Genomic DNA, 22,483 nt, shown 5'->3' with positions numbered 1-22,483 from the left:
GGAATCTCAAAATAAAAAAGTAAGAAATAAAAATAGATTCCTGCATGCACAGGAATGACAAAATATAGAAAATATGAAACTTTGGGATAAAGGATTTTCAATAGACAAACAAATAGAAAACTTTACAGTTGGTAATGATAGAGAAATTGACATTCACATTGCAAAATATGATGTTCAAGCTTCTCTAGCTCACGCAATAATGCTAGAATCAATTGGAATTATTACTGCTGATGAATTATCTGACTTAAAAAAAGGCTTAAACGAATTAGCATCAGATATAGAAAACGGAACATTCGTAATTGAACCTTCTTTTGAAGATGTACATTCTAAAATTGAATGGGAATTGACCAACAAATTAGGCGAAGTTGGTAAAAAAATACATACTGCTCGTTCTAGAAATGATCAAGTTTTAGTGGCTTTACAGTTGTATTACAAAGAAAATTTAGCAGTTGTCAATGATAAAGTAAAATCACTTTTTGATACTTTATTAAATTTAGCTAATACACACAAAGATTCTTTATTACCTGGTTACACGCATTTACAAGTTGCAATGCCATCATCATTTGGATTGTGGTTTTCTGCTTATGCTGAATTACTAATTGATGATGTTTATGTATTAAATGCCGTTTCTAAAGTTGTCGACCAAAACCCTTTAGGTTCTGCTGCTGGTTATGGTTCTTCTTTTCCTATTGATAGAGAATTAACTACCAAAGAATTAGAATTTGCAACTATGAAATACAATGTAGTGGCTGCACAATTGAGTCGTGGAAAAAGCGAACGTTCTATAGCTACTGCTTTAGGAGGTTTATGTAATACAATGGCTCGTTTTGCTATGGACGTTTGTTTATATATGAGTCAGAATTTTGGTTTTATTACGTTTCCTGATGAATTAACTACTGGTAGTAGCATTATGCCACACAAGAAAAATCCTGACGTTTTTGAATTAATCCGTGGAAAATGTAATAAAATACAAGCTTTACACACAGAAATGGTAATGATTACCAATAATCTACCAACTGGTTATCACAGAGATTTTCAATTATTAAAAGAAAACATCATTGCTGCTTTTGAAGATGTAAAAGATATTTTAGATATTTTTAATTATTCAATTCAGCAAGTAATTGTAAAAGATATTGATTTGAATGATGAAAAATATCAATATTTATTTACGGTTGATAGCATTAATAATTTAGTGGTTGAAGGCATGTCTTTTAGAGAAGCTTATCAAAAAATTGGAGGTGAGGTTCAAGCTGGAACTTACCAACCAGATTTAGGGAAACAACATACACATGTTGGTAGTATCCATAATTTATCCTTAGAAAAAATTAGAGAAAAATTCCCAAAATAATATCTTCTTAAAATATCAACAATAACAAAAATCCTAGTCTACATTATGTAAACTAGGATTTTTTATTTTTGGATTTTATCAATCTTAAAAATAAAAATTGAAACCAATACTTGCACTAAAAACATCGTTTACTTTAACTTCACTAGATGTAATTGTATACCATAAATAGGTTTCAACTGTACTTGCTTCCACATAAAAATCTACTCCACTAAAAATCTTTTTATTTTTAAAATCCTTATGCAATAAAGCACCTCCAAAAACCGTAAAGTGAAAAGCATTAGGTACATAATACCCTTCTGGATAAATTTCTGGCAATGTTGTAAATGAATTTGTACCAATTTCATAAGAAGTTGTAAAACCTGCAATTGGTGTAATTATTAAATCTTTTCCAATTTCTTTTCTGTAAATAGGAAACGTATTTTTAATCGTTAATAAATGTATTCTGTCTGCTTTAGAAGCAGATTCTGGCACATAGCCATATAATAACTCAGAATATAACACTTCATTAAACAACTGATAACCAACACCAAGAGAAACAAAACCAATATTTCCTGCAAATTGAACTTTTGCATAATCTGGTACATACCAAGCTTTTTCTTTGTCTAAATTAACTTCTTGACCATAAGATTTTGAAAACAACAATACCAATAATACTAATAGGTAAATACTTTTATTTTTCATTCTAATTATAATTCTATAAGTTCTACATTAAAATCTTTATCCTTAATTTGAACTGTTGCATAAACAGGATCTTTTAATGATGGTACAATTAAATAATCTACATCTCCTTCTTCATAAAAATAACTGTGTGTGTGACCATGTAATGAAAGAGAAACATTATTGTCTTCCATTAAACTTTGATAAGTTTCTATCATTTCTGGGGTTAAATCTCTACTTACATAAGTTGGTATATGTGCAAACGAAAAAACTTGATTATAGTTTAAATTATCACTCAAATTATCTGCTAACCAATCAAAATCTGGGTCTTTACCACTTTCCCAAATAATATCATCAAAAAGCACAAATTTGTTATTATTAAACACAAAAGAATAATTGAAATCACCAAACATCTCATTATAAATAATACTTCCGTTTGAATTGTAATCATGATTCCCTATTACAGTAAAATAAGGTTTGTTTAAGTTTTTCATAATATCATAAAAAATCTCAAACTCTTTTAACAAAGCCTGATCTGCAATATCACCTCCAAAAACAACAAATAAAATATCGTCATTTTTGTTAATATCCTCAATAACAGTTCTTAAATTATTATAAGAATAATGTACATCTGTAACAAAGGCAAACTTAAAGTCTTGAGAACTAATCGTAATATCTTTAAGAAATGCTAAATTTTTAGCTGTTGTATTCTTTTGTTCTGATTTAACACTGGCAACATAAACACTATACTCAAAAAAATTATCGCAAGTAGTTAGTGTAAATGCTATTGCAATAAATAATAGATTTCTAATAAATTTCATTAAATAATTAATTTAATATTTTATAATAAATTTCTCCTAAAGGACTAATAGACGTAATAAAAATATAACCTTACATATTTTTGAAATGAGTAATAAATTTAACATTATATCTATTTACAATAGAATTAAAACAGGCGCAAAAGTATAATCTATATTGATATTTCATTAAAAGAATACACTTTAATTTTAAAATTTTATATTTGCAAACTAATTTTTAAAAAATACTACATAAAATGTTTTGGTACCATGATGATGTTGAGCGTTTAGGAAATGAGATAGATAAGTTAGAGTATAAACCAAAAATGATTTTTTATGGTAGTTCAACATTTACTTTATGGAATGATTTAACAACAATTTTTAAAGATTACAGTCCTATAAATTTAGGTTTTGGGGGTTCTACTTTAGCTGCTTGTACTTGGTATTTTGATCGTGTTTTTAAAGATTTAGACGATATAGATTCAATAGTGATTTATGCAGGTGATAATGATTTAGGTGATGGTAGACACCCAGAAGAAGTTTATTTATATTTAGAAAATTTAATAACTAAAATTAGAACTAAATATGGTAATATTAAATGTTCTGTTATTTCAATAAAGCCTAGTATTGCTCGTTTTCATTTGTTAAGTAGTATTCGTTATACAAACACAATTATTAAAAACTTAACAACTAAAGATGATAATTTATACTTTATAGATATTTATGATAAATTCTTAGACCAAAATGGAAACCCAGATAGTATCTTTTTCGAAGCAGATGGTTTACATTTTAATGCTTTAGGTTACGAATTGATAGTAAATGCTTTAAAAGCAAACTCAGAAATATTTCCTGTAAAAATTCTTGAAGAAATATAGATTAGGTACTATCTTTACTACAAAAATTTCTTAATGAAAAGAGAATATCATAAGTGGTTTAGTCCAAATCTAGAAAAAGAAATGGAATTACTTGTTTTTGGTGATTCTGGTGCTAAAGTACTTTTTTTTCCACCTAGAATGGGTCATTTTTATGATTACGAAAACTGGAGAGTTATTAAATCTTTAGAAGATAAAATTAATAATGGAGATCTACAAATATTCTGTGTAGATAGCGTAGATTTAGAATCTTTTTACAATAGTTTTTCTCATCCTGGTTACAGAATTTACAGACACATACAATATGAAAAATATGTGTTAGAAGAAGTTTTACCTCTTGCCAATTTAATAAACAACAATCCTAATATAATTTCTGCTGGTTGTAGTTTAGGCGCTTATCATGCAGTTAATGTTGCCATGCGTCATCCGCATTTATTTTGCAAAGTTGTGGGTATGAGTGGACGTTATGATTTAACACAATCTAAAGGATACTTTAGAGATTTATTAAGCGGTTTTCATAATGATTTTGTGTATTTTAATATGCCAAATCAATATTTAAAAAATCTCGATGATTCAAATTTAATTGAACAATTAAATAAAATGGATATAATTTTACCTATTGGTAAAGAAGATTCGTTTTTAGAAAGTAACTATACTTTGTCTAATATTTTAAATGAAAAAGGAATTTCTCATCAATTATTTGAATGGGAAGAAGAAGCTCACAAAGCCAGATATTGGAGAGAAATGGTTAAAATTTACCTTTAGTATATATTTATCCATCAATAGGCCATGACTATTCTTTTACAGTTGGTAAAGGAATACTAAATCATGGCCAGATAGATTTTATGATTGATTACAAAGTTTGTAGTATCATCTAAATTTTAAGGATTGGTAGACCATAAAGAAGCACCTTTTAACATTGCTCTTCTTGGTAATTTTAAACCTGCTAAAATTAATTCTGCAAAATCATCAGGTTGTAAAACATGGTCAGAACCTTTTTCTAACATTCCTAAATCGATTGTTAAATCAGATTCTATTGTACTTGGTGTTAATGTATTTACTCTAATATTATGTTTACGTACTTCTTTCATTAAAGATTCTGATAAACCAATTACTGCAAATTTAGATGCACTATAAGCAGAAATATTTGCATTACCATTTAACCCTGCTGTAGATGAAACATTAATAATATCACCTTCGTTTTTTTCTATTAAATGTGGTAAAACTTCTTTGGTAACATAGTACATACCCATAACATTGGTTTGTATAATTTTGCTCCAAACGTCAACTTCCATATCCATAAAAGAACCTATTGCTGCAATACCTGCATTGTTTACCAAAATATCTACACCTCCTAAAGTATCAATAACCGTTTTAATATTAGTTTTTACTTCTTCATAATTACCAACATCAAAAACTGCGTAAGTTGCTTTGACTCCATAAGTTTCTAATTCTGTCACAGTTTCTTTTAAAACACTTTCTGTTCTACCAGTAATTGCTACATCAATACCTTCTTTTGCAAAGGCAATAGCAGTTGCTTTTCCTAAACCTCTACTACCTCCAGTAATTATTGCTTTTTTACTTTTTAAAGTACTCATATCTTTTTATTTTAATTTTATTTTGTCCAATTATCCAAAACTAAAACATCTAAAATAATTGAACCTATTTTTTTACATTTTTTTTTGATTCGCCTTATAAAAAAGATATACTTCATTCGGATTTTCATCTTTAAAAATTAACGTAAAATAATGTGTTACTCCTTATAATGGTCTTCTGAACTATCATATAAACCTCTTTCTAAATCTACAATTTTAGGAATTAGTATTAAAGGTCTATAAAATATTTTACAACACCATTAACATAAATATAACTAACTATTTTTTGTTTACTTTAATTAAAAAGTACTGACAATTAAGAAATTTTCATCATTAATTTTGTGAGTAAACATTACTATAATTCAATTTGTAGGTTTGAATTATAAAAATTCTATTGATTAAATTGCTGAACAAGTTCAACTTGAAAGAGATTTCTATTTTAAGATTTTTTCTTAAACTTTTCTATCAGAAAAACATTACCAAAAAGCATAGTAAAAGCATAACCAATATCTTCTATTGGTATGGTTAAAAGTCGAATACCTAAATTTTCTGCATTGTTATACCAAACTACAGGCTCTTCTAAACCTGTACCTGTTAGAATTCCGTTTACAATAAAAAAAGGAACTAAAATTATTAAGAAAGCGATATAAAATCTCTGTAAATATTTTAATCCGAAGAAAAAACCCATCAGCAAAACAAATTCTAAAAATGTATAATTTACAAATGTGTAGGCTTTATCTGTATTCTTAAAAATTACAGGGATTAAAATTACTAAGAAGAAAAGTGTAATTCCTTTTGTAATTTTTTCTGATATTAATAAATCTGGTTTAAAATACGCTAAAGAATAATGAATAAAAATACTTGCATAAGGAATGCAAAAAAAGAAAAGCCACTCTTCTATTGGCATTCCAAAAAGTAATAAATTAATATGATAATCAGGATTAAAACCCCAAACTCCATTTGCAGTAAAAATAGCATCCCAAATTAGAAAAATGGTTGCTACTATGGTTAATGATAAGAAAACTGCTTTCCAATGTTTTATGAATCGCATATTTTTTTCGAAAGAATATGCAAAAGGGATACTAAAAGACCCAAGATTTAAAAGCAGGTATAAAAACACTAAGCTTTAGGTTTTTTAAAATATTTAAATGGTACAAACAACATTCCAAAACATTGGCTGTCTTCTTTTCCCATATTTTTATGATGAATTTTATGTGCTTTTCTTAATCCTTTTAAATAACGACTATTGGTTTTTTTAAACCATTTAAATCGTTGATGAATTAAAACATCATGTACCAAAAAATAAGCAATTCCGTAAAACAAAATTCCTAAACCAATAAAAAATAAATACGTATGTGTTGTGTACGTACCAAAATAAAATAATGCCATACTTGGTATTGCAAATACAATAAAAAAAGCATCGTTTTTTTCGAATACGTGAGGATAACCAGGTTCATGATGATCTTCGTGGAGAAACCATCCAAAACCATGCATCACATATTTGTGTGTACACCAAGTTATGCCTTCCATCAATAAAAAAACTGCTAAAGTGATTAAAACAAACATTTTTAAATAATATTCAATTTATATTTTACATAACTCCTAGCCAATAAATTTATTTTCATAGGATCTGAAATACGAATTCTTGTATCCATAATTTTTTCTGAAGGTACTGCTTTTAATTTCTTTAGCAACCTTCTATAATATCTAAAAGCCATATAAACTCCGAATTTAGCTTCTACTGGTAATTTTAAAATTCCGTTGGTAAAAGCGTAATCAAAATCGGCCTCAATTTCATCAATAATTATTTGTTTAGAAATGGCATTTAATTGTCCTAAATCTACATTTGGAAAATAAGAACGATTTAAAACTTCATAATCATCTTTTAAATCTCTTAAGAAATTTACTTTTTGAAAAGCAGAACCCAAACGCATTGCTGCATCTTTTAATTGTTCATACTGTTCTTCATTACCATCAACAAAAACTTTTAAGCACATTAAACCAACAACATCTGCAGAACCATAAATATACTCATCGTATTCAGCTTTGGTTTGATATTGTGTTTTATGCAGATCTGCTTTCATACTTTTTAAGAAAGCTTGCACCATTTCATCAGGAATATTATAACGTTTAACAGTTTGCTGAAAAGAATTTAAAATAGGGTTTAAACTAATACCTTGTTTTTTTGCCATATAATAATCACGCTCAAAATGCGTCATTAATTCTTCTTTATTGTAATTATGGAAGGTATCTACAATTTCATCAGCAAAACGTACAAAACCATAAATATTATAAATATCTACCCTAATTTTGGGTGATAACATATTTACCGCTAATGAAAATGAAGTACTATAACTTTTGGTAACAATTTTGCTGCACTTGTTAGAAACGTTGTCAAATAATTCTTTCATTCTACTTTTGATTTTTAATGATTAAATCTGTTGCTATTTTTCCTGATATTAATGCAGGAGGCACTCCTGGACCTGGCACAGTTAACTGTCCTGTAAAATACAAATTTTTTACTTTACTACTTTTAATTTTTGGTCTTAAAAATGCAGTTTGTAATAATGTATTTGCCATACCATAAGCATTACCTTTATATGAATTGTATTCTTTCTCGAAATCTTTTACACAAAAGGATCTACTAAATAATACGTATTTTTTAATCTCTTGGTTTGTTAATTGTTCAAATCTATCTAATATTTTATGAAAATATTTTTCTCTTAATTCTTCTGTATCTTCTATTCCTGGGGCTAAAGGTATTAAGAAAAAGCCAGCTTCTTTGCCTTCTGGAGCAGATGTAGTATCTGTCATAGAAGTAAAATTAGCATAAAATAAAGGATTTGTTGGCCATTTAGGATTATCGTAAATCTCTTCTGCATGAGCGTCAAAATCAGAATCAAAAAATAATGTATGATGGCTTGCTCTTTCTATTTTCTTATCAAAACCTACATAAAAAAGCAATGATGATGGCGCAAATGTTTTTTTAGACCAATAAGATTCTGAGTATTGCTTAAAATTACTATCTAATAATGTTTCTGTATGATGGTAGTCTGCGCCACTTAACACCAAGTTTGTATCAATCTGTTTTCCGTTAACTAATAAACCTTTTACCTTTTTTTGATCATCAACCAAAATCTTTTCTACATTGGCATTTACTTCAAAATGTACACCTAAACTTTTAGCTAAAGTTACCATTCCTTCTATAACTTTGTACATTCCTCCTCTTGGATGCCAAGTTCCTAAACCAAAATCGGCATAATTCATAAAATTATAAAATGCTGGAGTATTACTTGGTTTTGCTCCTAAAAATAAAACTGGGAATTCTAAAATTTGAATTAACTTTTTATTTTTGATATTCTTTCTTACTTGTTTTCTAATCGTAGAAAAAAATTGAGTTACTCTAGCAATTGTAGTTGTATTTACTAGCTCTAAAGGCGAAACTCCTGGTTTATAAACTAAATCTTTTATTGCAGTATCATAATTTGCTTTGGCAGAATCTAAAAAACTTTTTAAATGTTTACTACTTCCTTTTTCTTCTTTTTCGAATAAATCATATATTTCTTCTAAACGATCTGAAATTGTTATAGAATCGTTTTTACCAAAATAAACTTCATAACCAGGACTTAGTTTATCTAAAGTATAATAGTCTGATGGTTTTTTGCCAAAGTCTGCAAAAAATCGTTCAAATACATCTGGCATCCAATACCAAGATGGGCCTAAGTCAAAAGTAAAACCGTCTTTTTTATATTGTCTTGCTCTACCACCTAAAGTATCGTTTTTTTCTAAAACTTGTACTTTGTAACCTTGTTTAGCTAAATAACAGGATGCAGCAAGTGCTGAAAAACCTGAACCAATAATGTGAACACTTTTACTCATTTAAAATACCTGTTGAACAAATATAGTTATTTATTAAACAATAATTACAAAAGAAGCAGAAATTATAAGACCTTTAACAAATCTGATATAGAATTATGCAATTTAATATTATCAATTAATTCTAAATGTTTTACTTTTTCTACCTTTCTACCTACAGCAATAAACTGGTTATTAGTATTTTCCATAACTCCCTCTATTTGATCAAAATACCCTTCTATTTTATCATCATAAGGTTGAATAGTAAATGATGAAATAAAGCAAATTTCACGATCACTTTCTAAAAAATAGTTCAAATTATTTAGTGGTAAACTTTGTCCTAAATAAATAGTATGATGCCCTCTAAGAACTAACTCGTAATTTAAATAGAGTAAACCTAACTCGTGAATTTCATTTTCTGGTAGAAATAAAACATACGTTTTATTGGTATTGCTGATACTGTATTGTAATTTTTCTGTATTTGTCTGTATTTTTTGAGCAATTAAATTAGAGATAAAGTGCTCATGTGCTGGCAAAAGTGTTTCTGTTTGCCACAATAAACCAATATGATCTAAAAAAGGGATAAAAATATCTTTAAAGATTTCTCTAAACGTTTTTTTATGTAACAGCTTGTTGTAGGTATTATTAAAGAGAATTTTATCAAACTGAAACATAGAAACCTTTAAAGAATTGATAGCTTCATCATTAATAGCAATATTAAAAGCTAATTCTCTAGATTTAGTGGTTATGTCATCATCAGACATTGCAGCAATCTTAGAAATTTTAAAATTATTGTTATTTAACAAAACTATGTTTAAAAGCTTTGTTAAGTTTTCTGGAGAATAAAAACGAATATTGGTATTTGTTCTTTTTGGCTCTAATAAACTGTAACGCTTTTCCCAAATTCTTATGGTATGTGCTTTTATACCAGAAATATTTTCAAGGTCTTTAATTGTAAAATCTTGCTTTATATTGTTCAATTTAATTTGCTTTTTATTCAACAAATTTATGAATTTTATTTTAAATTAAAATTTATTGAAAAATAATGTAACATTTTGTGCTATTTTGGTACTAATAAATAAACCAACTAACTACAAGTGCAGAAAGATTTAGAGATTAAATTTTTATCGGACTTTGAAACAAACCAAAATATAGCACATAAAATTTGTAGAGTATATACTACAAATAGAGATGCACATAATGACTTGTTTCAAGAAATAACAATTCAACTTTGGAAAAACTATCCGAAGTTTAGAGGAGAAGCAAAATTTAGTACTTGGATGTATAGAGTGGCTTTAAACACCGCTATTTCTTTGTATAGAAAATCAACCAGAACAGTAAAAACACAAGATATTAGCGATTTTGCATATAAAATTAAAGCTACAGATTATGATGACACAGAAGAAAAACAACTAGGTGCTTTGTATAAAGCCATACATAGATTAAATGATATTGATAAAGCACTTATTTTTTTATACTTAGAAGATAAACCTTATAAAGAAATATCTGAAACATTAGGAATTACCTCTGTAAATGCAAGAGTAAAGATGAACAGAGCTAAAGAAAAATTAAAAAATATACTAAACCCATAGTTTATGGATGTATTAGAAAATTATAAAAAGGCTTGGGAAAATCAGCCTGAAGAGCAAAACAAACACTCTGCAAAAGAGATCTATAAACTTGCTCATTCAAAATCCTCATCTATTGTAAAATGGATTTTTATTATTGGTATTTTAGAATTTTTATTCTGGGGAGCTTTAAGTTTTGTGGTTCCAGATAGTTTTTATAAAGTATATGAAGAATTAAATTTAACAGGTTTCCTGAAGATATTTACAGTTTTACATTATATTATTATTACTATATTTTTATATTTATTCTACAACAATCATCAAAGAATTTCTTTAATTGATAGTACCAGAAAATTAATGAAAAATATACTACGAATTAGAAAAACAGTTAAATACTATGTTTTTTACAACTTAGCAACTGTTTTTTTAGTAAGTATTGTTTTAAATGTTGTATTATTTTCTGACTCAGAAAAATTAATGCAAACAATGAATCCTAATAATTTAGCTATAGATATGAGTCAAATTATAACTATAACCATTGTTAGTCAAGTTATTGCATTGATTATTATTTTAGTACTTCTTTGGTTATTTTACAAATTAGTTTACGGAATTCTTTTACGAAAATTGAACAAAAATTATAAAGAATTAGCTAGATTAGATGCCATAAATTAAATTGTATTATGAAAAAGTTATTCTTATTATTATTTTTAGGTTTCTCAATATCTATAGTTGCACAACAAAAATCTGATTTTTGGGACAATGTTAAATTTGGAGGTGGTTTTACTGCCAATTTTGGTAACCAAACAACTATCGGAATTTCGCCAAGTGCAATCTATAATTTTGAAAACGGTTTTGCTTTAGGTGCAGGACTTGGTTATCTATACAGTGAAATTAATGATTTTACTACAAACGTATACAGTACTAGCATTATTGGTTTGTATCAAACCAATTTTGGATTTCAGTTTTCTACAGATTTTGATTACTATTTTGCAAACCAATCTACTTTTAATGGTAATTCTGTTAATACAAATTTCCCAGCCTTACATTTAGGTGTTGCCTACAACCAAGGAAGATTTGCTTTAGGAATTCGTTATGATGTTTTGTATGATGAAAACAAAAGTATTTTTGCATCACCAATATCGCCAGTAGTTCGTTTCTATTTTTAAAAAGCTTTTAGTTCTTTTAATAAAATTTCGTGCATATCATCTGTATAATCCAAATGTGTAACAATTCTAATTTTTCCTTCGCCCATAGGTGTTAAAAGAATATTTTTTGCTGCCATTTTATCAATAAAATTATCTGCACCTATTTTATCATCTACATAAAAAATAAGAATATTAGTTTCTACAGGTTCTATTTTAGTAATGTAACTACAGGTTTCTAAAACAGCCGCAATTTCTTTAGCTTTTTTATGATCTTCTGCCAACCTTTCTACATTATTATCCAAAGCATAAATACCTGCTGCAGCTAAAAAACCAACTTGTCTCATTCCTCCACCTAACAATTTTCGAAGTCTTAAAGCGTAAGCGATGTCTTTTTTTGAACCTAACAACAAAGAACCAATTGGTGCTCCTAAACCTTTTGACAAACAAATAGAAATCGTATCAAAAAGTGCTCCATACTGTTTTGGAGTTTCGTTTTTTGCAACCATTGCATTAAACAATCTTGCTCCATCTAAATGATAAGCTAAGTTATTTTTTTGTGCCACTTGCTTTATTTTTTCTAGTTCAGAAAAATCCCAACAAGCTCCACCACCTTTATTTGTGGTATTTTCTACACATATCATTTTGGTAAAAGGCAAATATATTTGTGGTTTTACAGCTGCAAATTCTTCAATTTGGTTTGCTGTAAACATACCTCTTTTACCATCTATTAACTTACAAGTAACCCCAGAATTAAATGCTGCTCCTCCACTCTCATAATTATAAATATGTGCATATTTATCAGCAATAATTAAATCTCCTGGTTGTGTGTGTAATTTTATAGCTGTTTGGTTTGCCATTGTTCCTGAAGGAAAAAAAAGAGCATCTTCCATACCAAACATTTTTGCAGCTTTTTGTTCTAATGCATTTACTGTAGGGTCCATTTTAAAAACATCATCGCCTACTTTTGCATTCATCATTGCAGCTAACATCTCTGATGTTGGCTTAGTTACTGTATCTGAAATTAAGTCTATAACCATTGTTCTAAACGTTGTTATATAAGATTAGTTGCGTATTTTAAGCAACAAATTTACTAGATTATTCACGAACGACGAAATTCCGAAGGAATTTCACAAGTGAACTAAAAATAGCAATTAATTTTATACGGTGTTGTAAACAGGCTTTTTTCATTCTATAATTCCGCTAAATGTTTTTGATTCGTTATAAACAGTAATTCCAAAAAGATTCCATTTTAAAATTCCATTAGCAATAAATTCCGCTTTTCCATTCATATTCAAATTGCTTGTGTCTATTGACTTAAATTCCCACATATAACCGCTCACAATTCCAGTCAAATAACTGTTACTTTCAATTGGTATATATTCATTCTGTTCAATAGAATATTTTACTAGAATATTTATATCAAAAGTCCAATTATCTTCCAATTTTACTTGTTTAATTTCCGAGTTATTTTTTATCTCATAGTTTTCTGTTATTGATATTCGGTTTGAGTTTTTTCCTGAATTAGATGCGGAAATTATTTGTACAATTCCGATTACCATTATAAAGATTGATACAAATTTAAATTGTGGTTTAAATATTTTTTTCCCTTTAGCTATAAATCCAACAATCAGATAAAGAAAGTAAAGAACAATCATTCCGTTTATTATAGACCAAATCAAATGTATCATAGTTTTCGTTTTTTAGCTTGTTCTAAACTATAGAATAAAATGTAATTATGCGTTATTTTTTTAAAAAAATATTTATTTTGATTCTACATTTGCTAAGCATCAAAAATTACCAAAACAGGAATTCCTATTTTATAGAACAAGCACAGTTATGGTTGAGTAAAAATTAAGTTTATTTTCTCTTCGGATAAAATTCTTTGAAATCAATTTAAAATCGAATAATTTATTAAGAATAAGAAGCTATAAATTATGCTAAACAAAAATTCACTGAGCATATTATTAAAACTCAGTGAATATTTGTTATTTCTTCTTATAAAAGTTATTTAAGAATTAATAGCCTTCACTACCAATAGGCGAACCATCAGGAATTTTTGGAGCCGCTATTTTTTTAAACGAAGTCGGATTTTTTAGATAACCGTCTATCATTTTTAATAATGCAGCATCATAAATTTTCTGAATTCCTGAAGCATTTTTACTTTTTATAATTGACTTTATTTCATCCAACTTGTATAAAACAATGGCATTTACTTGATTGTACTGATTTTTATAAGCACCTAAATAAAACAATTGCTCTAAAACTTTAATATTTATTACGTTTTGCAATTCTTGATGATAAGTATCTTTATGTGTGTTTTTGATAGATGCATCAATTAATTCATCTATTAATTCATCTAATCCCAATTGATTTTTATCCAAACTTTTATGTGCAATTAAACGAGACATTCTTTGCGGATTTAAAAGTAAATCCAATGTCATTTCAGAAGCAGTTTCTACTGCAGAAAAAGCATCAAAAGCAACACCTAACTTGCTTTTAAAAGATTCTCTAGATCTGTAATAACCTATTGCTCTTGGTGGAAATAAATCTAATTTTTCTTTAGGAATTGCAATTTCATCCACAGAAATCGTTTTTAAAATTGCGTCTAAAGCTTTTCTTTCTACATCTCCAGAAACTCTTTTTACAACAGTTTGGTTACCACCTTTAACAGCATAACTATAATCTAAACCTCCAATTAATTTGGTAGTTGCTTCAGTTTGAAAACGATGTAAAAAGTACAAAGGCACAAACACATCTTCTAAAACAGAATAAGGCTGACCCGATTTTATATTATCTGTAGAAAATTTTGAAATTGCTGTTTTTCTAACCTTTAAAAGATTGTTTAATTCGTCGTAAATATTACCTCCATTATCCCATAAATGAGCTGTTGCACTTGCACTTCCTTGAGGTCTAGCATCAGAATCTGATAAATATTTTAAACCACTTGCATAAGCATCAACTAAAATTTTATCTAGCGCTTCACTTTCATTTGTTCCTTTTGTAAAATCTTGATAAGAATAGGCTACAGTAACTTTATCCCAAGCACCAATTTTAGCATCATAAGCATCAGAAAAATCTATTTTACCGTTTTTTAGAGTAAATTTAGGGTGTGGATAATCCATCACAGAAGTTCTTCCATTTGTACTTGCTGCAAAGTTGTGACTAAAGCCTAAAGTGTGCCCAATTTCGTGAGCCGATAATTGTCTTATTCTAGCAATTGCCATTTGCATTGCAAAATCATCATCAGCGATATTATTTTTAAAAGGTGCTTGTAAGGCTTGCGCAATTAAATAATCTTGACGAATTCGTAAACTTCCCAAACTTACATGTCCTTTAATAATTTCTCCTGTTCTAGGATCAGAAATATTAGAACCATAACTCCAACCTCTTGTAGATCTGTGCACCCATTGTACAACATTATAACGTACATCTAACATATCTGCGCCTTCTGGCAACATTTTAAACTGAAAAGCATCTTTATAACCTGCAGCTTCAAAAGCTTGATTCCACCAACGACCTCCATCTAATAAAGCAGATCTTACAGGTTCTGGAGTACCTCTATCTAAATAATAAATAATTGGTTCTACAGCTTCTGATATTGCAGCTTCTGGATTCTTTTTTTCTAAACGATGTCTGTAAATAAAACGTTTTGTAATCGATTCATTTACTGGTGTAGAATAATCTAAATAACTCATTTGCCAAGAACCTGAACGTGGATCGTATTTTCTTGGTTTGTATTTATTGTCTGGCAATTCTACAAAAGAATGATGCTGATTTACAGTAACTGCACTTGCATCTGGCACAACACTTCTAATATTTCTTCCTTTTGGAGACCCTTTAAATGTTAGCAAAACATCGAACTCAATATTTTTAGGAAATGCTTTCGTTCTTTTTAAATTAAAAGCACTTCTACTTTTATCTAAACTGTAATTCCCTTCTTTACTTCTTGCCAATCTTGCAGCAACTCCATGTGCATCTCTCATAAAAAAGGAGGTAGCATCTACTAGATACGTATCATTTTTGGTTTCTTTTACTACGAATCCGTGTAAAACTGATTTTGCAAAAGCTTCTCTTACTGAGTTTTTTTCTTCTTTATTATCTGTAATGGCTCTAAAATCTAAATTTGGTTGTACCATTAAAATTTTATTACCAGCTTTTTTAAAGTGAACGACTACTCCACCTCCTAATTGACCTCTATCTAAACCAATATCATTAGAACCCAAACCTTCAGAAAGCGAACGTACATATAGAAATTCTTGATTTAACTTATCTATTTGTAAAAAGATTTTATCCTGATTTTCATCATAATAAAAAGTAAAATAGCCCTCGTATTTTGTAATTCCCTTTTTGAGGTTTTTACCAGATTTCTCTGTAAAAAATTGCGAAAATCCGTTAAAATAAAGTGATAAAAAAAGTAATAGAAGTAGTGATTTTTTCATTGTAAAATTAATTTTTATAAAACTATAAAATAAGTATTAGCTATAAAAACCTAAAATCTTAAAATTTCATTTATTTTTGTTTTTCGAATTTATACAATCTACACTGTATAAAAATTAGCTACTTTTTTACTCATTATTTTTATTGATGAAATTACGTAGCAAAACAAAATTTATGATTACACAAGACCAACTTAAAGATATTGCTACAAGAATTGAGAAATTAAAATCTTATTTAGAGATTGATAAAAAACTCATAGAAATAGCCAATGAAGAAGAAAAAACAGCAAATCCTGATTTTTGGAACGACCCAAAAGCTGCAGAAGTTGTTATGAAAGAATTGCGTTTTAAAAAGAAATGGGTAGAAGATTACAATAAAGCCATTATTTTAAATGAAGATGTAAATGTCTTATATGAATTTTACAAAGAAGATGAAGTTGATGAAAGCGAAGTAATTGAACAATTTGAAAAAGTAAGTACTTTTTTAGAAGATATTGAATTTAAAAATATGCTTTCTGAAGAAGGAGATTCTTTATCTGCTGTAATACAAATTACGGCTGGTGCAGGTGGAACAGAATCTTGTGATTGGGCAGAAATGTTATTTAGAATGTACACAATGTGGTCTGAAAAACAAGGTTTTAAATTAAAAACACTCAATTACCAAGCAGGAGATGCTGCAGGAATAAAAACAGTTACTGTAGAAGTTACTGGCGATTATGCTTTTGGTTGGCTAAAAGGTGAGAATGGTGTGCATAGATTAGTGCGTATTTCTCCTTTTGATTCTAATGCAAAACGTCATACTTCTTTTGCTTCTGTATATGTATATCCTGTTGCTGATGATTCTATTGAAATTGATATAAATCCAGCAGATATAGAAATTACAACTGCAAGATCTAGTGGTGCTGGAGGTCAGAATGTAAATAAAGTAGAAACAAAAGTTCAGTTGACGCATAAACCATCAGGAATTCAGATTTCTTGTTCTAATTCACGTTCGCAACACGACAATAGAGCAACTGCAATGCAGATGTTAAAATCGCAATTGTATGAAATTGAATTGCAAAAACAACAAGCTGCCAGAGATGATATTGAAGCAAACAAAATGAAAAATGAATGGGGAAGCCAAATTAGAAATTATGTAATGCATCCATACAAACTGGTTAAAGATGTAAGAACTGCTCACGAAACTGGTAATGTAGATGCTGTTATGGATGGCAATATCAATTCCTTTTTAAAAGCATTCTTAATGTTGAATGGACAGAAAAAATAGTATTCAGTATTTAAAACTGAAAATAAATTTCAATTCAAACGAAGTTGATCAGTTTCAACTTTAAAAACTAAAAAAACATGATAAAAATATACCACAATCCAAGATGTAGAAAATCTAGAGAAGGATTACAATTATTAGAAAACTCAGGTAAAGAATTCGAGATTATTAAATATTTAGAAACTGTACCAAGTGAAGCTGAGTTAACAGAAATCATCAATTTATTAGGGATCTCTCCTATTCAATTGGTTCGTAAAGCCGAGAAAATCTGGAAAGAAAATTATAAAGGCAAAGAATTATCAGATGTAGCAATTATAAAAGCTATGATAGAAAATCCGAAGTTAATTGAACGCCCAATAGTTATCAATAAAAACAAGGCTGTAATTGGTAGACCAACAGAAGCTATAACCACTGTTCTATAAAGCTTAACTTTTTCAAAAACTTGTTTAACTTTTTTTTAACTAATATAAACTAAACTTAAATAGAACTTTGCAGTCTAAAACTAAAAACCAACAAGTCTTGATTAAAAAAATTATTTTATTTAGCTTTTTATTATCATCAGCAATTTTATTCGCACAAAAAGGTTCAACTTCAAATGAAATTTCTATTTCTGGTAAAGTTATTGACAACAACTCTAATCAACCTTTAGAATATGCCACAATTGTTATAAAAAACACGAAAACCAATAAAGTTTCTGGAGGAATTACAGATCTTGATGGTAATTTTAATATTAAAACACCAAAAGGAACTTACGTAATTAGTATAGAATATATTTCCTTTAAATCTAAAAATTACCCTGCACAAGAAATTATCAAAAACCTAAATTTAGGTACTATTAAACTTTCTGAAGATTTAAGTTCTTTAGATGAAGTAGTAATTATTGCAGAAAAAACAACTGTAGACATTCGTTTAGATAAAAAAGTATTTAACATTGGTAAAGATTTATCAATTCGTGGAGGAAATGCAAGTGATGTTTTAGGCAATGTACCTTCTGTTCAAGTTGATGTTGAAGGTGCTGTAAGTTTAAGAGGTAATGAGAATGTTACTATTTTAATTGATGGTAGACCAAGTGCTTTAGTTGGTTTAAATGGTGCAGATGCTTTAAGACAAATACCTGCAGAGGCCATAGAAAAAGTAGAAGTTATTACATCTCCATCTGCAAGATATGATGCAGAAGGTACAGCAGGAATCTTAAATATTATTTTAAGAAAAAATAAATTAACAGGGTTTAATGGTTCTTTACAGTTAGATTTAGGATACCCTGCAAGAGTAGGTACTGCTTTTAACGCAAACTGGAGAACAGAAAAATGGAACTTATTTACAAATACAGGTTTCAGATATAATGAAACACCTGGTAATGCATTAAGTGATACTGATTACTTTTTAGATAGTGCACCAAATGCAAGAGTTGCTGAACAAAGAAATTTTGATAGATTAGGTAGATCTGTTTTTACAAGTTTTGGTGCTGAATACTATTTAAGTCAAAACTCAAGTATTATTGGTAACATTATTTATAATTCTGGTAATGATGATGATGTAAACTCAAATGAAATTAACAGATATGATGCTAATGGAGGAATAAATGAAGCTACTTTTAGAACTGAAAACGAAGCTGAAGATGAAACTAGAATTCAGTACACTTTAGATTATGTAAATAATTTTGATGGTAATGGAAAAAAACTTTCTATTAACACACAATACTCTACAGAAACTGAAGATATTTTAAATAATATTACAGAAATAGATACTCAAACTAACTTATTAAACGATTTAGAACAAGTAATTGAAGATCAAGATGAAGATCGTTTTCTTTTACAAGCAGATTATGTACATCCTGTAGGAGAAACTATTCAGTACGAAGCTGGTTATAGAGGTAATTACAGAGATATTTATAATAAATTTTATTTAGCTGAAAGACAAGTTTTTCCTGATGGCCCATTAGTAGCAGATACTGGTTTAAACAATTCATTTGGTTATAAAGAATTTGTAAATGCAGCTTATTTTCAATACGGACAAAAATTTAATAAAATTTCTTTATTAGCTGGTTTACGTTACGAAAATACATCCGTAGAAATTGAACAAGAAACAGATAACAGCAGTAGTAAAAAGAGTTATGACAACCTTTTCCCAACTTTTAATATTGGTTTAGAATTCGAAGATGGTGATAATATGACTTTAGGTTACAATAGAAGAATTAGAAGACCTAGAGGTAGAAGCTTAAATCCTTTTCCAAGTAGATCAAGTGAGAGTAATATTTATAGTGGTAACGTAGATTTAAACCCTGTAATTACAGATGCTATTGATTTAGGTTATTTAAAAAGGTGGGAAAAATTTACCTTAAGTACTTCTATCTATTATAATATAAGTAATGACAATTGGGAAACAATTCAAGAAAATACTGGTGATTTTACAGATAATGGAGACCCTGTTATTAGAAGGTTTCCAATAAACTTATCTTTAGAAGAAAGAATTGGTTTTGAGTTTACTTTAAATTACAGACCATTCAAAATTTGGAATATTAATAGTGATTTTAATTTATACAATGTTTCTACAGAAGGAGATTATTTAAACCCAAATACAAATGTTACTCAAAATTTCGATTTTGAAAACACAGCATTTTTTATCAGATTAAATCAAAAAATAACTTTACCTGGTAAAACTGATTTACAGATTAATTCTAATTATAAAGGAGCAACACAAGATGCACAATCTACAAGCAATGGAATTTTTACCATGGATATTGCTGCAAGTAAAGATTTATGGAACGAAAAAGCATCTGTAAGCTTAAACATAAGTGATGCTTTTAATGGACGAAGAAGACAAAGTACAACAACAGTTCCTGATGTTTTTGAACAATACAGTGAGTTTCAATGGAGAGAACGTCAAATACGTATTAGTTTCGTTTACAGGTTCAATCAGAAAAAGAAAAACGAAAGAAATAATTATAAAGAAGAAATGGGTGGTGAAGAATTTGAAGGATAAACTATTTTCATCAACATAAAATTTAAAACAGAGTTTACTAATAAAAAGTAAGCTCTGTTTTTTTTAATAAATAAGAGTATTAAAATCTATCTTGATAAAAAAAGATACTAATATTTTTTCCAATTTAAATTTAGCACAAAAAAATGCTCGCAAATTGCGAGCATTCAAATTATATATTTTAATTATAAAACTACTTACCTTCAGCAGCTTTTTTAGCTTCTCTTTTTAACTTCATATTCTCCCAAATTGTTCCTCCAATCCAGTAAGGTACTACAAATGTCAATAAAAAGATTAACAACCAAAAACCAGCTGTAAAAATGAACATAAATAAAACTAATCCTGAAAATTCTGAAAAATCTAACATCTGTATACTTTGAAATTTTAATTTTTCAAAAATAAGATTATTTTTTAAAAATTCATATCAATTTTTTTTTTTTTTTTACAATCTAAAAATGACATTTATCAACATTCTGTGCTAATAGTTTTTTGTAAATTTGTTGTATCATAAATTACACTAAAAATGACAAAATACAGAGTAGAAAAAGACACAATGGGTAAAGTAAATGTTCCTGCAGATAAATATTGGGGAGCACAAACCGAACGTTCTAGAAATAACTTTAAAATTGGTCCTGCTGCCTCAATGCCTTTAGAGGTTGTTTATGGTTTTGCTTATCTTAAAAAAGCGGCTGCATATACAAACACAGAATTAGGTGTTTTAGCTGCAGAAAAAAGAGATTTAATTGCAAAAGTTTGTGATGAAATTTTAGAAGGTAAACACAATGATCAATTTCCGTTAGTAATTTGGCAAACAGGTTCTGGTACACAATCTAACATGAATGTGAACGAAGTTATTGCAAACAGAGCTCATGAAATTGCTGGTAAAGTTATTGGTGAAGGCGAAAAAACTATTCAACCAAATGATGATGTAAATAAATCGCAATCATCTAATGATACTTTTCCAACAGGTATGCACATTGCTGCTTATAAAAAAATTGTAGAAAATACAATTCCTGGAATTACGCAACTTAGAGATACTTTAAAAGCAAAATCAGAAGCTTTTAATGATGTTGTAAAAATTGGTAGAACTCATTTAATGGATGCTACTCCTCTTACATTAGGTCAAGAATTTTCTGGTTATGTAGCGCAATTAAACTTTGGTTTAAAAGCATTAAAAAATACATTAGAACATTTATCACAATTAGCTTTAGGAGGTACAGCTGTTGGTACAGGTTTAAATACACCTACTGGTTATGATGTTTTAGTAGCAAAATATATTGCAGAATTTACAGAATTACCTTTTGTAACTGCAGAAAATAAATTCGAAGCTTTAGCTGCACACGATGCTTTAGTAGAAACACATGGAGCCTTAAAACAAGTTGCTGTTTCTTTAAATAAAATTGCAAACGATATTCGTTTAATGGCTTCTGGTCCAAGATCTGGAATTGGAGAAATTATTATACCTGCAAACGAGCCAGGTTCTTCTATTATGCCAGGTAAAGTAAACCCAACACAGTGTGAAGCTATGACAATGGTTTGTGCACAAGTTATGGGTAATGATGTTGCTGTTACTGTTGGTGGTACTCAAGGACATTATGAATTAAACGTTTTTAAACCTATGATGGCTGCAAATGTTTTACAATCTGCTCAATTAATTGGTGATGCTTGTGTTTCTTTTGATGTAAATTGTGCTGCTGGTATAGAACCAAATCACTCAAGAATTACAGAATTAGTAAACAATTCTTTAATGTTGGTTACAGCATTAAATACTAAAATAGGATACTATAAAGCTGCAGAAATTGCAAACACAGCTCACGCAAATGGAACAACTTTAAAAGAAGAAGCTGTACGTTTGGGTTATGTAACTCCAGAGCAATATGATGAGTGGGTTAATCCTGCTGCTATGACTGGTAGTTTAAAATAAAAATATTAATTTTACCAAATATTAAAAGCTGCATTATAATGCA

General features: G+C 28.5%; 22 protein-coding genes. 10 read left to right on the top strand and 12 right to left on the bottom strand.

The window, feature by feature from the left end:
* Positions 1–73: 73 nt before the first annotated feature.
* Positions 74–1,348 carry an argininosuccinate lyase gene (gene argH, locus ACJJVK_RS12755; RefSeq protein ID WP_405566441.1) on the top strand — a complete coding sequence of 425 codons (1,275 nt, stop codon included), beginning with the start codon at positions 74–76 and terminating at the stop codon, positions 1,346–1,348.
* A gap of 84 nt (positions 1,349–1,432) precedes the next feature.
* Here argH and ACJJVK_RS12750 read toward each other — a convergent pair whose 3' ends face one another.
* On the bottom strand, positions 1,433–2,029 hold the full coding sequence (locus ACJJVK_RS12750) for a hypothetical protein (protein WP_405566440.1): 597 nt from the start codon (positions 2,027–2,029) through the stop codon (positions 1,433–1,435).
* A gap of 5 nt (positions 2,030–2,034) precedes the next feature.
* A complete protein-coding gene (locus tag ACJJVK_RS12745; protein WP_405566439.1) occupies positions 2,035–2,826 on the bottom strand; it encodes a metallophosphoesterase family protein in 792 nt (263 codons plus the stop codon).
* 233 nt (positions 2,827–3,059) lie between these two features.
* On the opposite strand from ACJJVK_RS12745, the gene ACJJVK_RS12740 reads away from it, so the two are divergent.
* Both ACJJVK_RS12740 and ACJJVK_RS12735 read left to right on the top strand, forming a co-directional pair.
* The gene (locus ACJJVK_RS12740) at positions 3,060–3,677 is read left to right on the top strand and encodes a GDSL-type esterase/lipase family protein (RefSeq protein WP_405566438.1); all 618 of its coding nucleotides are present in this window, start codon (positions 3,060–3,062) and stop codon (positions 3,675–3,677) included.
* 33 nt (positions 3,678–3,710) lie between these two features.
* Entirely contained in the window at positions 3,711–4,439 is a 729-nt protein-coding gene (locus ACJJVK_RS12735; protein ID WP_405566436.1) for an esterase family protein, read from the top strand.
* 116 nt (positions 4,440–4,555) lie between these two features.
* Here ACJJVK_RS12735 and ACJJVK_RS12730 read toward each other — a convergent pair whose 3' ends face one another.
* The 6 genes from ACJJVK_RS12730 to ACJJVK_RS12705 form a co-directional block, all read right to left on the bottom strand.
* Positions 4,556–5,272 carry a 3-ketoacyl-ACP reductase gene (locus ACJJVK_RS12730; protein WP_405566434.1) on the bottom strand — a complete coding sequence of 239 codons (717 nt, stop codon included), beginning with the start codon at positions 5,270–5,272 and terminating at the stop codon, positions 4,556–4,558.
* A gap of 436 nt (positions 5,273–5,708) precedes the next feature.
* The gene (locus ACJJVK_RS12725) at positions 5,709–6,389 is read right to left on the bottom strand and encodes a lycopene cyclase domain-containing protein (RefSeq protein WP_405566432.1); all 681 of its coding nucleotides are present in this window, start codon (positions 6,387–6,389) and stop codon (positions 5,709–5,711) included.
* Positions 6,389–6,835, bottom strand: a complete 447-nt coding sequence (locus tag ACJJVK_RS12720) for a beta-carotene hydroxylase (RefSeq protein ID WP_405566430.1) — start codon at positions 6,833–6,835, stop codon at positions 6,389–6,391. The genes ACJJVK_RS12725 and ACJJVK_RS12720 overlap by 1 nt, the downstream gene beginning before the upstream one ends.
* Positions 6,836–6,837: 2 nt before the next feature.
* The gene (locus tag ACJJVK_RS12715) at positions 6,838–7,680 is read right to left on the bottom strand and encodes a phytoene/squalene synthase family protein (protein WP_215995624.1); all 843 of its coding nucleotides are present in this window, start codon (positions 7,678–7,680) and stop codon (positions 6,838–6,840) included.
* Position 7,681: 1 nt separating this feature from the next.
* Positions 7,682–9,148 (bottom strand): phytoene desaturase family protein, encoded by a 1,467-nt coding sequence (locus ACJJVK_RS12710; protein WP_405566428.1) that lies wholly within the window; start codon positions 9,146–9,148, stop codon positions 7,682–7,684.
* A gap of 62 nt (positions 9,149–9,210) precedes the next feature.
* Positions 9,211–10,104 carry a MerR family transcriptional regulator gene (locus ACJJVK_RS12705; RefSeq protein WP_405566426.1) on the bottom strand — a complete coding sequence of 298 codons (894 nt, stop codon included), beginning with the start codon at positions 10,102–10,104 and terminating at the stop codon, positions 9,211–9,213.
* A gap of 117 nt (positions 10,105–10,221) precedes the next feature.
* Between ACJJVK_RS12705 and ACJJVK_RS12700 the strand changes: the two genes are divergently transcribed.
* Genes ACJJVK_RS12700 through ACJJVK_RS12690 form a run of 3 tightly spaced genes read left to right on the top strand, consistent with a single transcriptional unit; the run spans position 10,222 to position 11,858 of the window.
* Positions 10,222–10,716 carry an RNA polymerase sigma factor gene (locus ACJJVK_RS12700; protein ID WP_405566424.1) on the top strand — a complete coding sequence of 165 codons (495 nt, stop codon included), beginning with the start codon at positions 10,222–10,224 and terminating at the stop codon, positions 10,714–10,716.
* A 3-nt stretch (positions 10,717–10,719) separates the two neighbouring features.
* Entirely contained in the window at positions 10,720–11,364 is a 645-nt protein-coding gene (locus ACJJVK_RS12695; RefSeq protein WP_405566423.1) for a hypothetical protein, read from the top strand.
* Between the two features lie 8 nt (positions 11,365–11,372).
* The gene (locus ACJJVK_RS12690; RefSeq protein WP_405566422.1) at positions 11,373–11,858 is read left to right on the top strand and encodes a hypothetical protein; all 486 of its coding nucleotides are present in this window, start codon (positions 11,373–11,375) and stop codon (positions 11,856–11,858) included.
* Here the strand turns inward: ACJJVK_RS12690 and ACJJVK_RS12685 are convergent.
* From ACJJVK_RS12685 to ACJJVK_RS12675, 3 genes are all read right to left on the bottom strand, one after another.
* Positions 11,855–12,874, bottom strand: a complete 1,020-nt coding sequence (locus tag ACJJVK_RS12685) for a threonine aldolase family protein (protein WP_405566420.1) — start codon at positions 12,872–12,874, stop codon at positions 11,855–11,857. The genes ACJJVK_RS12690 and ACJJVK_RS12685 overlap by 4 nt on opposite strands.
* Before the next feature lie 147 nt (positions 12,875–13,021).
* The gene (locus ACJJVK_RS12680; RefSeq protein ID WP_405566418.1) at positions 13,022–13,525 is read right to left on the bottom strand and encodes a hypothetical protein; all 504 of its coding nucleotides are present in this window, start codon (positions 13,523–13,525) and stop codon (positions 13,022–13,024) included.
* A 327-nt stretch (positions 13,526–13,852) separates the two neighbouring features.
* Positions 13,853–16,276: a zinc-dependent metalloprotease gene (locus ACJJVK_RS12675; protein ID WP_405566416.1), complete on the bottom strand. Its 2,424-nt coding sequence runs from the start codon at positions 16,274–16,276 to the stop codon at positions 13,853–13,855.
* A gap of 172 nt (positions 16,277–16,448) precedes the next feature.
* Here ACJJVK_RS12675 and prfB point away from each other — a divergent pair, with 172 nt between their 5' ends.
* The 3 genes from prfB (at position 16,449) to ACJJVK_RS12660 (ending at position 20,519) form a co-directional block, all read left to right on the top strand.
* Entirely contained in the window at positions 16,449–17,540 is a 1,092-nt protein-coding gene (prfB, locus tag ACJJVK_RS12670; protein WP_405566414.1) for a peptide chain release factor 2, read from the top strand.
* Between the two features lie 77 nt (positions 17,541–17,617).
* On the top strand, positions 17,618–17,959 hold the full coding sequence (gene arsC, locus ACJJVK_RS12665) for an arsenate reductase (glutaredoxin) (RefSeq protein ID WP_405566412.1): 342 nt from the start codon (positions 17,618–17,620) through the stop codon (positions 17,957–17,959).
* 97 nt (positions 17,960–18,056) lie between these two features.
* Positions 18,057–20,519 carry an outer membrane beta-barrel protein gene (locus tag ACJJVK_RS12660; protein ID WP_405566410.1) on the top strand — a complete coding sequence of 821 codons (2,463 nt, stop codon included), beginning with the start codon at positions 18,057–18,059 and terminating at the stop codon, positions 20,517–20,519.
* 190 nt (positions 20,520–20,709) lie between these two features.
* On the opposite strand, the gene ACJJVK_RS12655 is transcribed toward ACJJVK_RS12660, so the two are convergent.
* Complete coding sequence (locus ACJJVK_RS12655) at positions 20,710–20,883, bottom strand: hypothetical protein (protein ID WP_169835736.1); 174 nt, start codon at positions 20,881–20,883, stop codon at positions 20,710–20,712.
* A 156-nt stretch (positions 20,884–21,039) separates the two neighbouring features.
* Here ACJJVK_RS12655 and fumC point away from each other — a divergent pair, with 156 nt between their 5' ends.
* Entirely contained in the window at positions 21,040–22,440 is a 1,401-nt protein-coding gene (fumC, locus tag ACJJVK_RS12650; RefSeq protein ID WP_405566408.1) for a class II fumarate hydratase, read from the top strand.
* The last annotated feature ends 43 nt before the right edge of the window (positions 22,441–22,483 follow it).

It is taken from the genome of Polaribacter sp. Asnod6-C07 (genome assembly GCF_045063625.1).
GTDB lineage: Bacteria > Bacteroidota > Bacteroidia > Flavobacteriales > Flavobacteriaceae > Polaribacter > Polaribacter vadi_A.
Note: the sequence above shows the minus strand (reverse complement) of the source record. Positions and strands in the feature narration are given on the sequence as shown.

Bases quoted from the DNA above. Each gene is read 5' to 3' on its own strand.
- ACJJVK_RS12685 (WP_405566420.1), bottom strand. From the start codon at position 12,874: ATGGTTATAGACTTAATTTCAGATACAGTAACTAAGCCAACATCAGAG.
- ACJJVK_RS12740 (WP_405566438.1), top strand. From the start codon at position 3,060: ATGTTTTGGTACCATGATGATGTTGAGCGTTTAGGAAATGAGATAGAT.
- arsC (WP_405566412.1), top strand. From the start codon at position 17,618: ATGATAAAAATATACCACAATCCAAGATGTAGAAAATCTAGAGAAGGA.
- ACJJVK_RS12715 (WP_215995624.1), bottom strand. From the start codon at position 7,680: ATGAAAGAATTATTTGACAACGTTTCTAACAAGTGCAGCAAAATTGTT.
- fumC (WP_405566408.1), top strand. From the start codon at position 21,040: ATGACAAAATACAGAGTAGAAAAAGACACAATGGGTAAAGTAAATGTT.
- ACJJVK_RS12690 (WP_405566422.1), top strand. From the start codon at position 11,373: ATGAAAAAGTTATTCTTATTATTATTTTTAGGTTTCTCAATATCTATA.
- ACJJVK_RS12750 (WP_405566440.1), bottom strand. From the start codon at position 2,029: ATGAAAAATAAAAGTATTTACCTATTAGTATTATTGGTATTGTTGTTT.
- argH (WP_405566441.1), top strand. From the start codon at position 74: ATGAAACTTTGGGATAAAGGATTTTCAATAGACAAACAAATAGAAAAC.
- ACJJVK_RS12655 (WP_169835736.1), bottom strand. From the start codon at position 20,883: ATGTTAGATTTTTCAGAATTTTCAGGATTAGTTTTATTTATGTTCATT.
- ACJJVK_RS12695 (WP_405566423.1), top strand. From the start codon at position 10,720: ATGGATGTATTAGAAAATTATAAAAAGGCTTGGGAAAATCAGCCTGAA.
- ACJJVK_RS12675 (WP_405566416.1), bottom strand. From the start codon at position 16,276: ATGAAAAAATCACTACTTCTATTACTTTTTTTATCACTTTATTTTAAC.
- ACJJVK_RS12730 (WP_405566434.1), bottom strand. From the start codon at position 5,272: ATGAGTACTTTAAAAAGTAAAAAAGCAATAATTACTGGAGGTAGTAGA.
- ACJJVK_RS12710 (WP_405566428.1), bottom strand. From the start codon at position 9,148: ATGAGTAAAAGTGTTCACATTATTGGTTCAGGTTTTTCAGCACTTGCT.
- ACJJVK_RS12735 (WP_405566436.1), top strand. From the start codon at position 3,711: ATGAAAAGAGAATATCATAAGTGGTTTAGTCCAAATCTAGAAAAAGAA.
- ACJJVK_RS12720 (WP_405566430.1), bottom strand. From the start codon at position 6,835: ATGTTTGTTTTAATCACTTTAGCAGTTTTTTTATTGATGGAAGGCATA.
- ACJJVK_RS12680 (WP_405566418.1), bottom strand. From the start codon at position 13,525: ATGATACATTTGATTTGGTCTATAATAAACGGAATGATTGTTCTTTAC.
- ACJJVK_RS12745 (WP_405566439.1), bottom strand. From the start codon at position 2,826: ATGAAATTTATTAGAAATCTATTATTTATTGCAATAGCATTTACACTA.
- prfB (WP_405566414.1), top strand. From the start codon at position 16,449: ATGATTACACAAGACCAACTTAAAGATATTGCTACAAGAATTGAGAAA.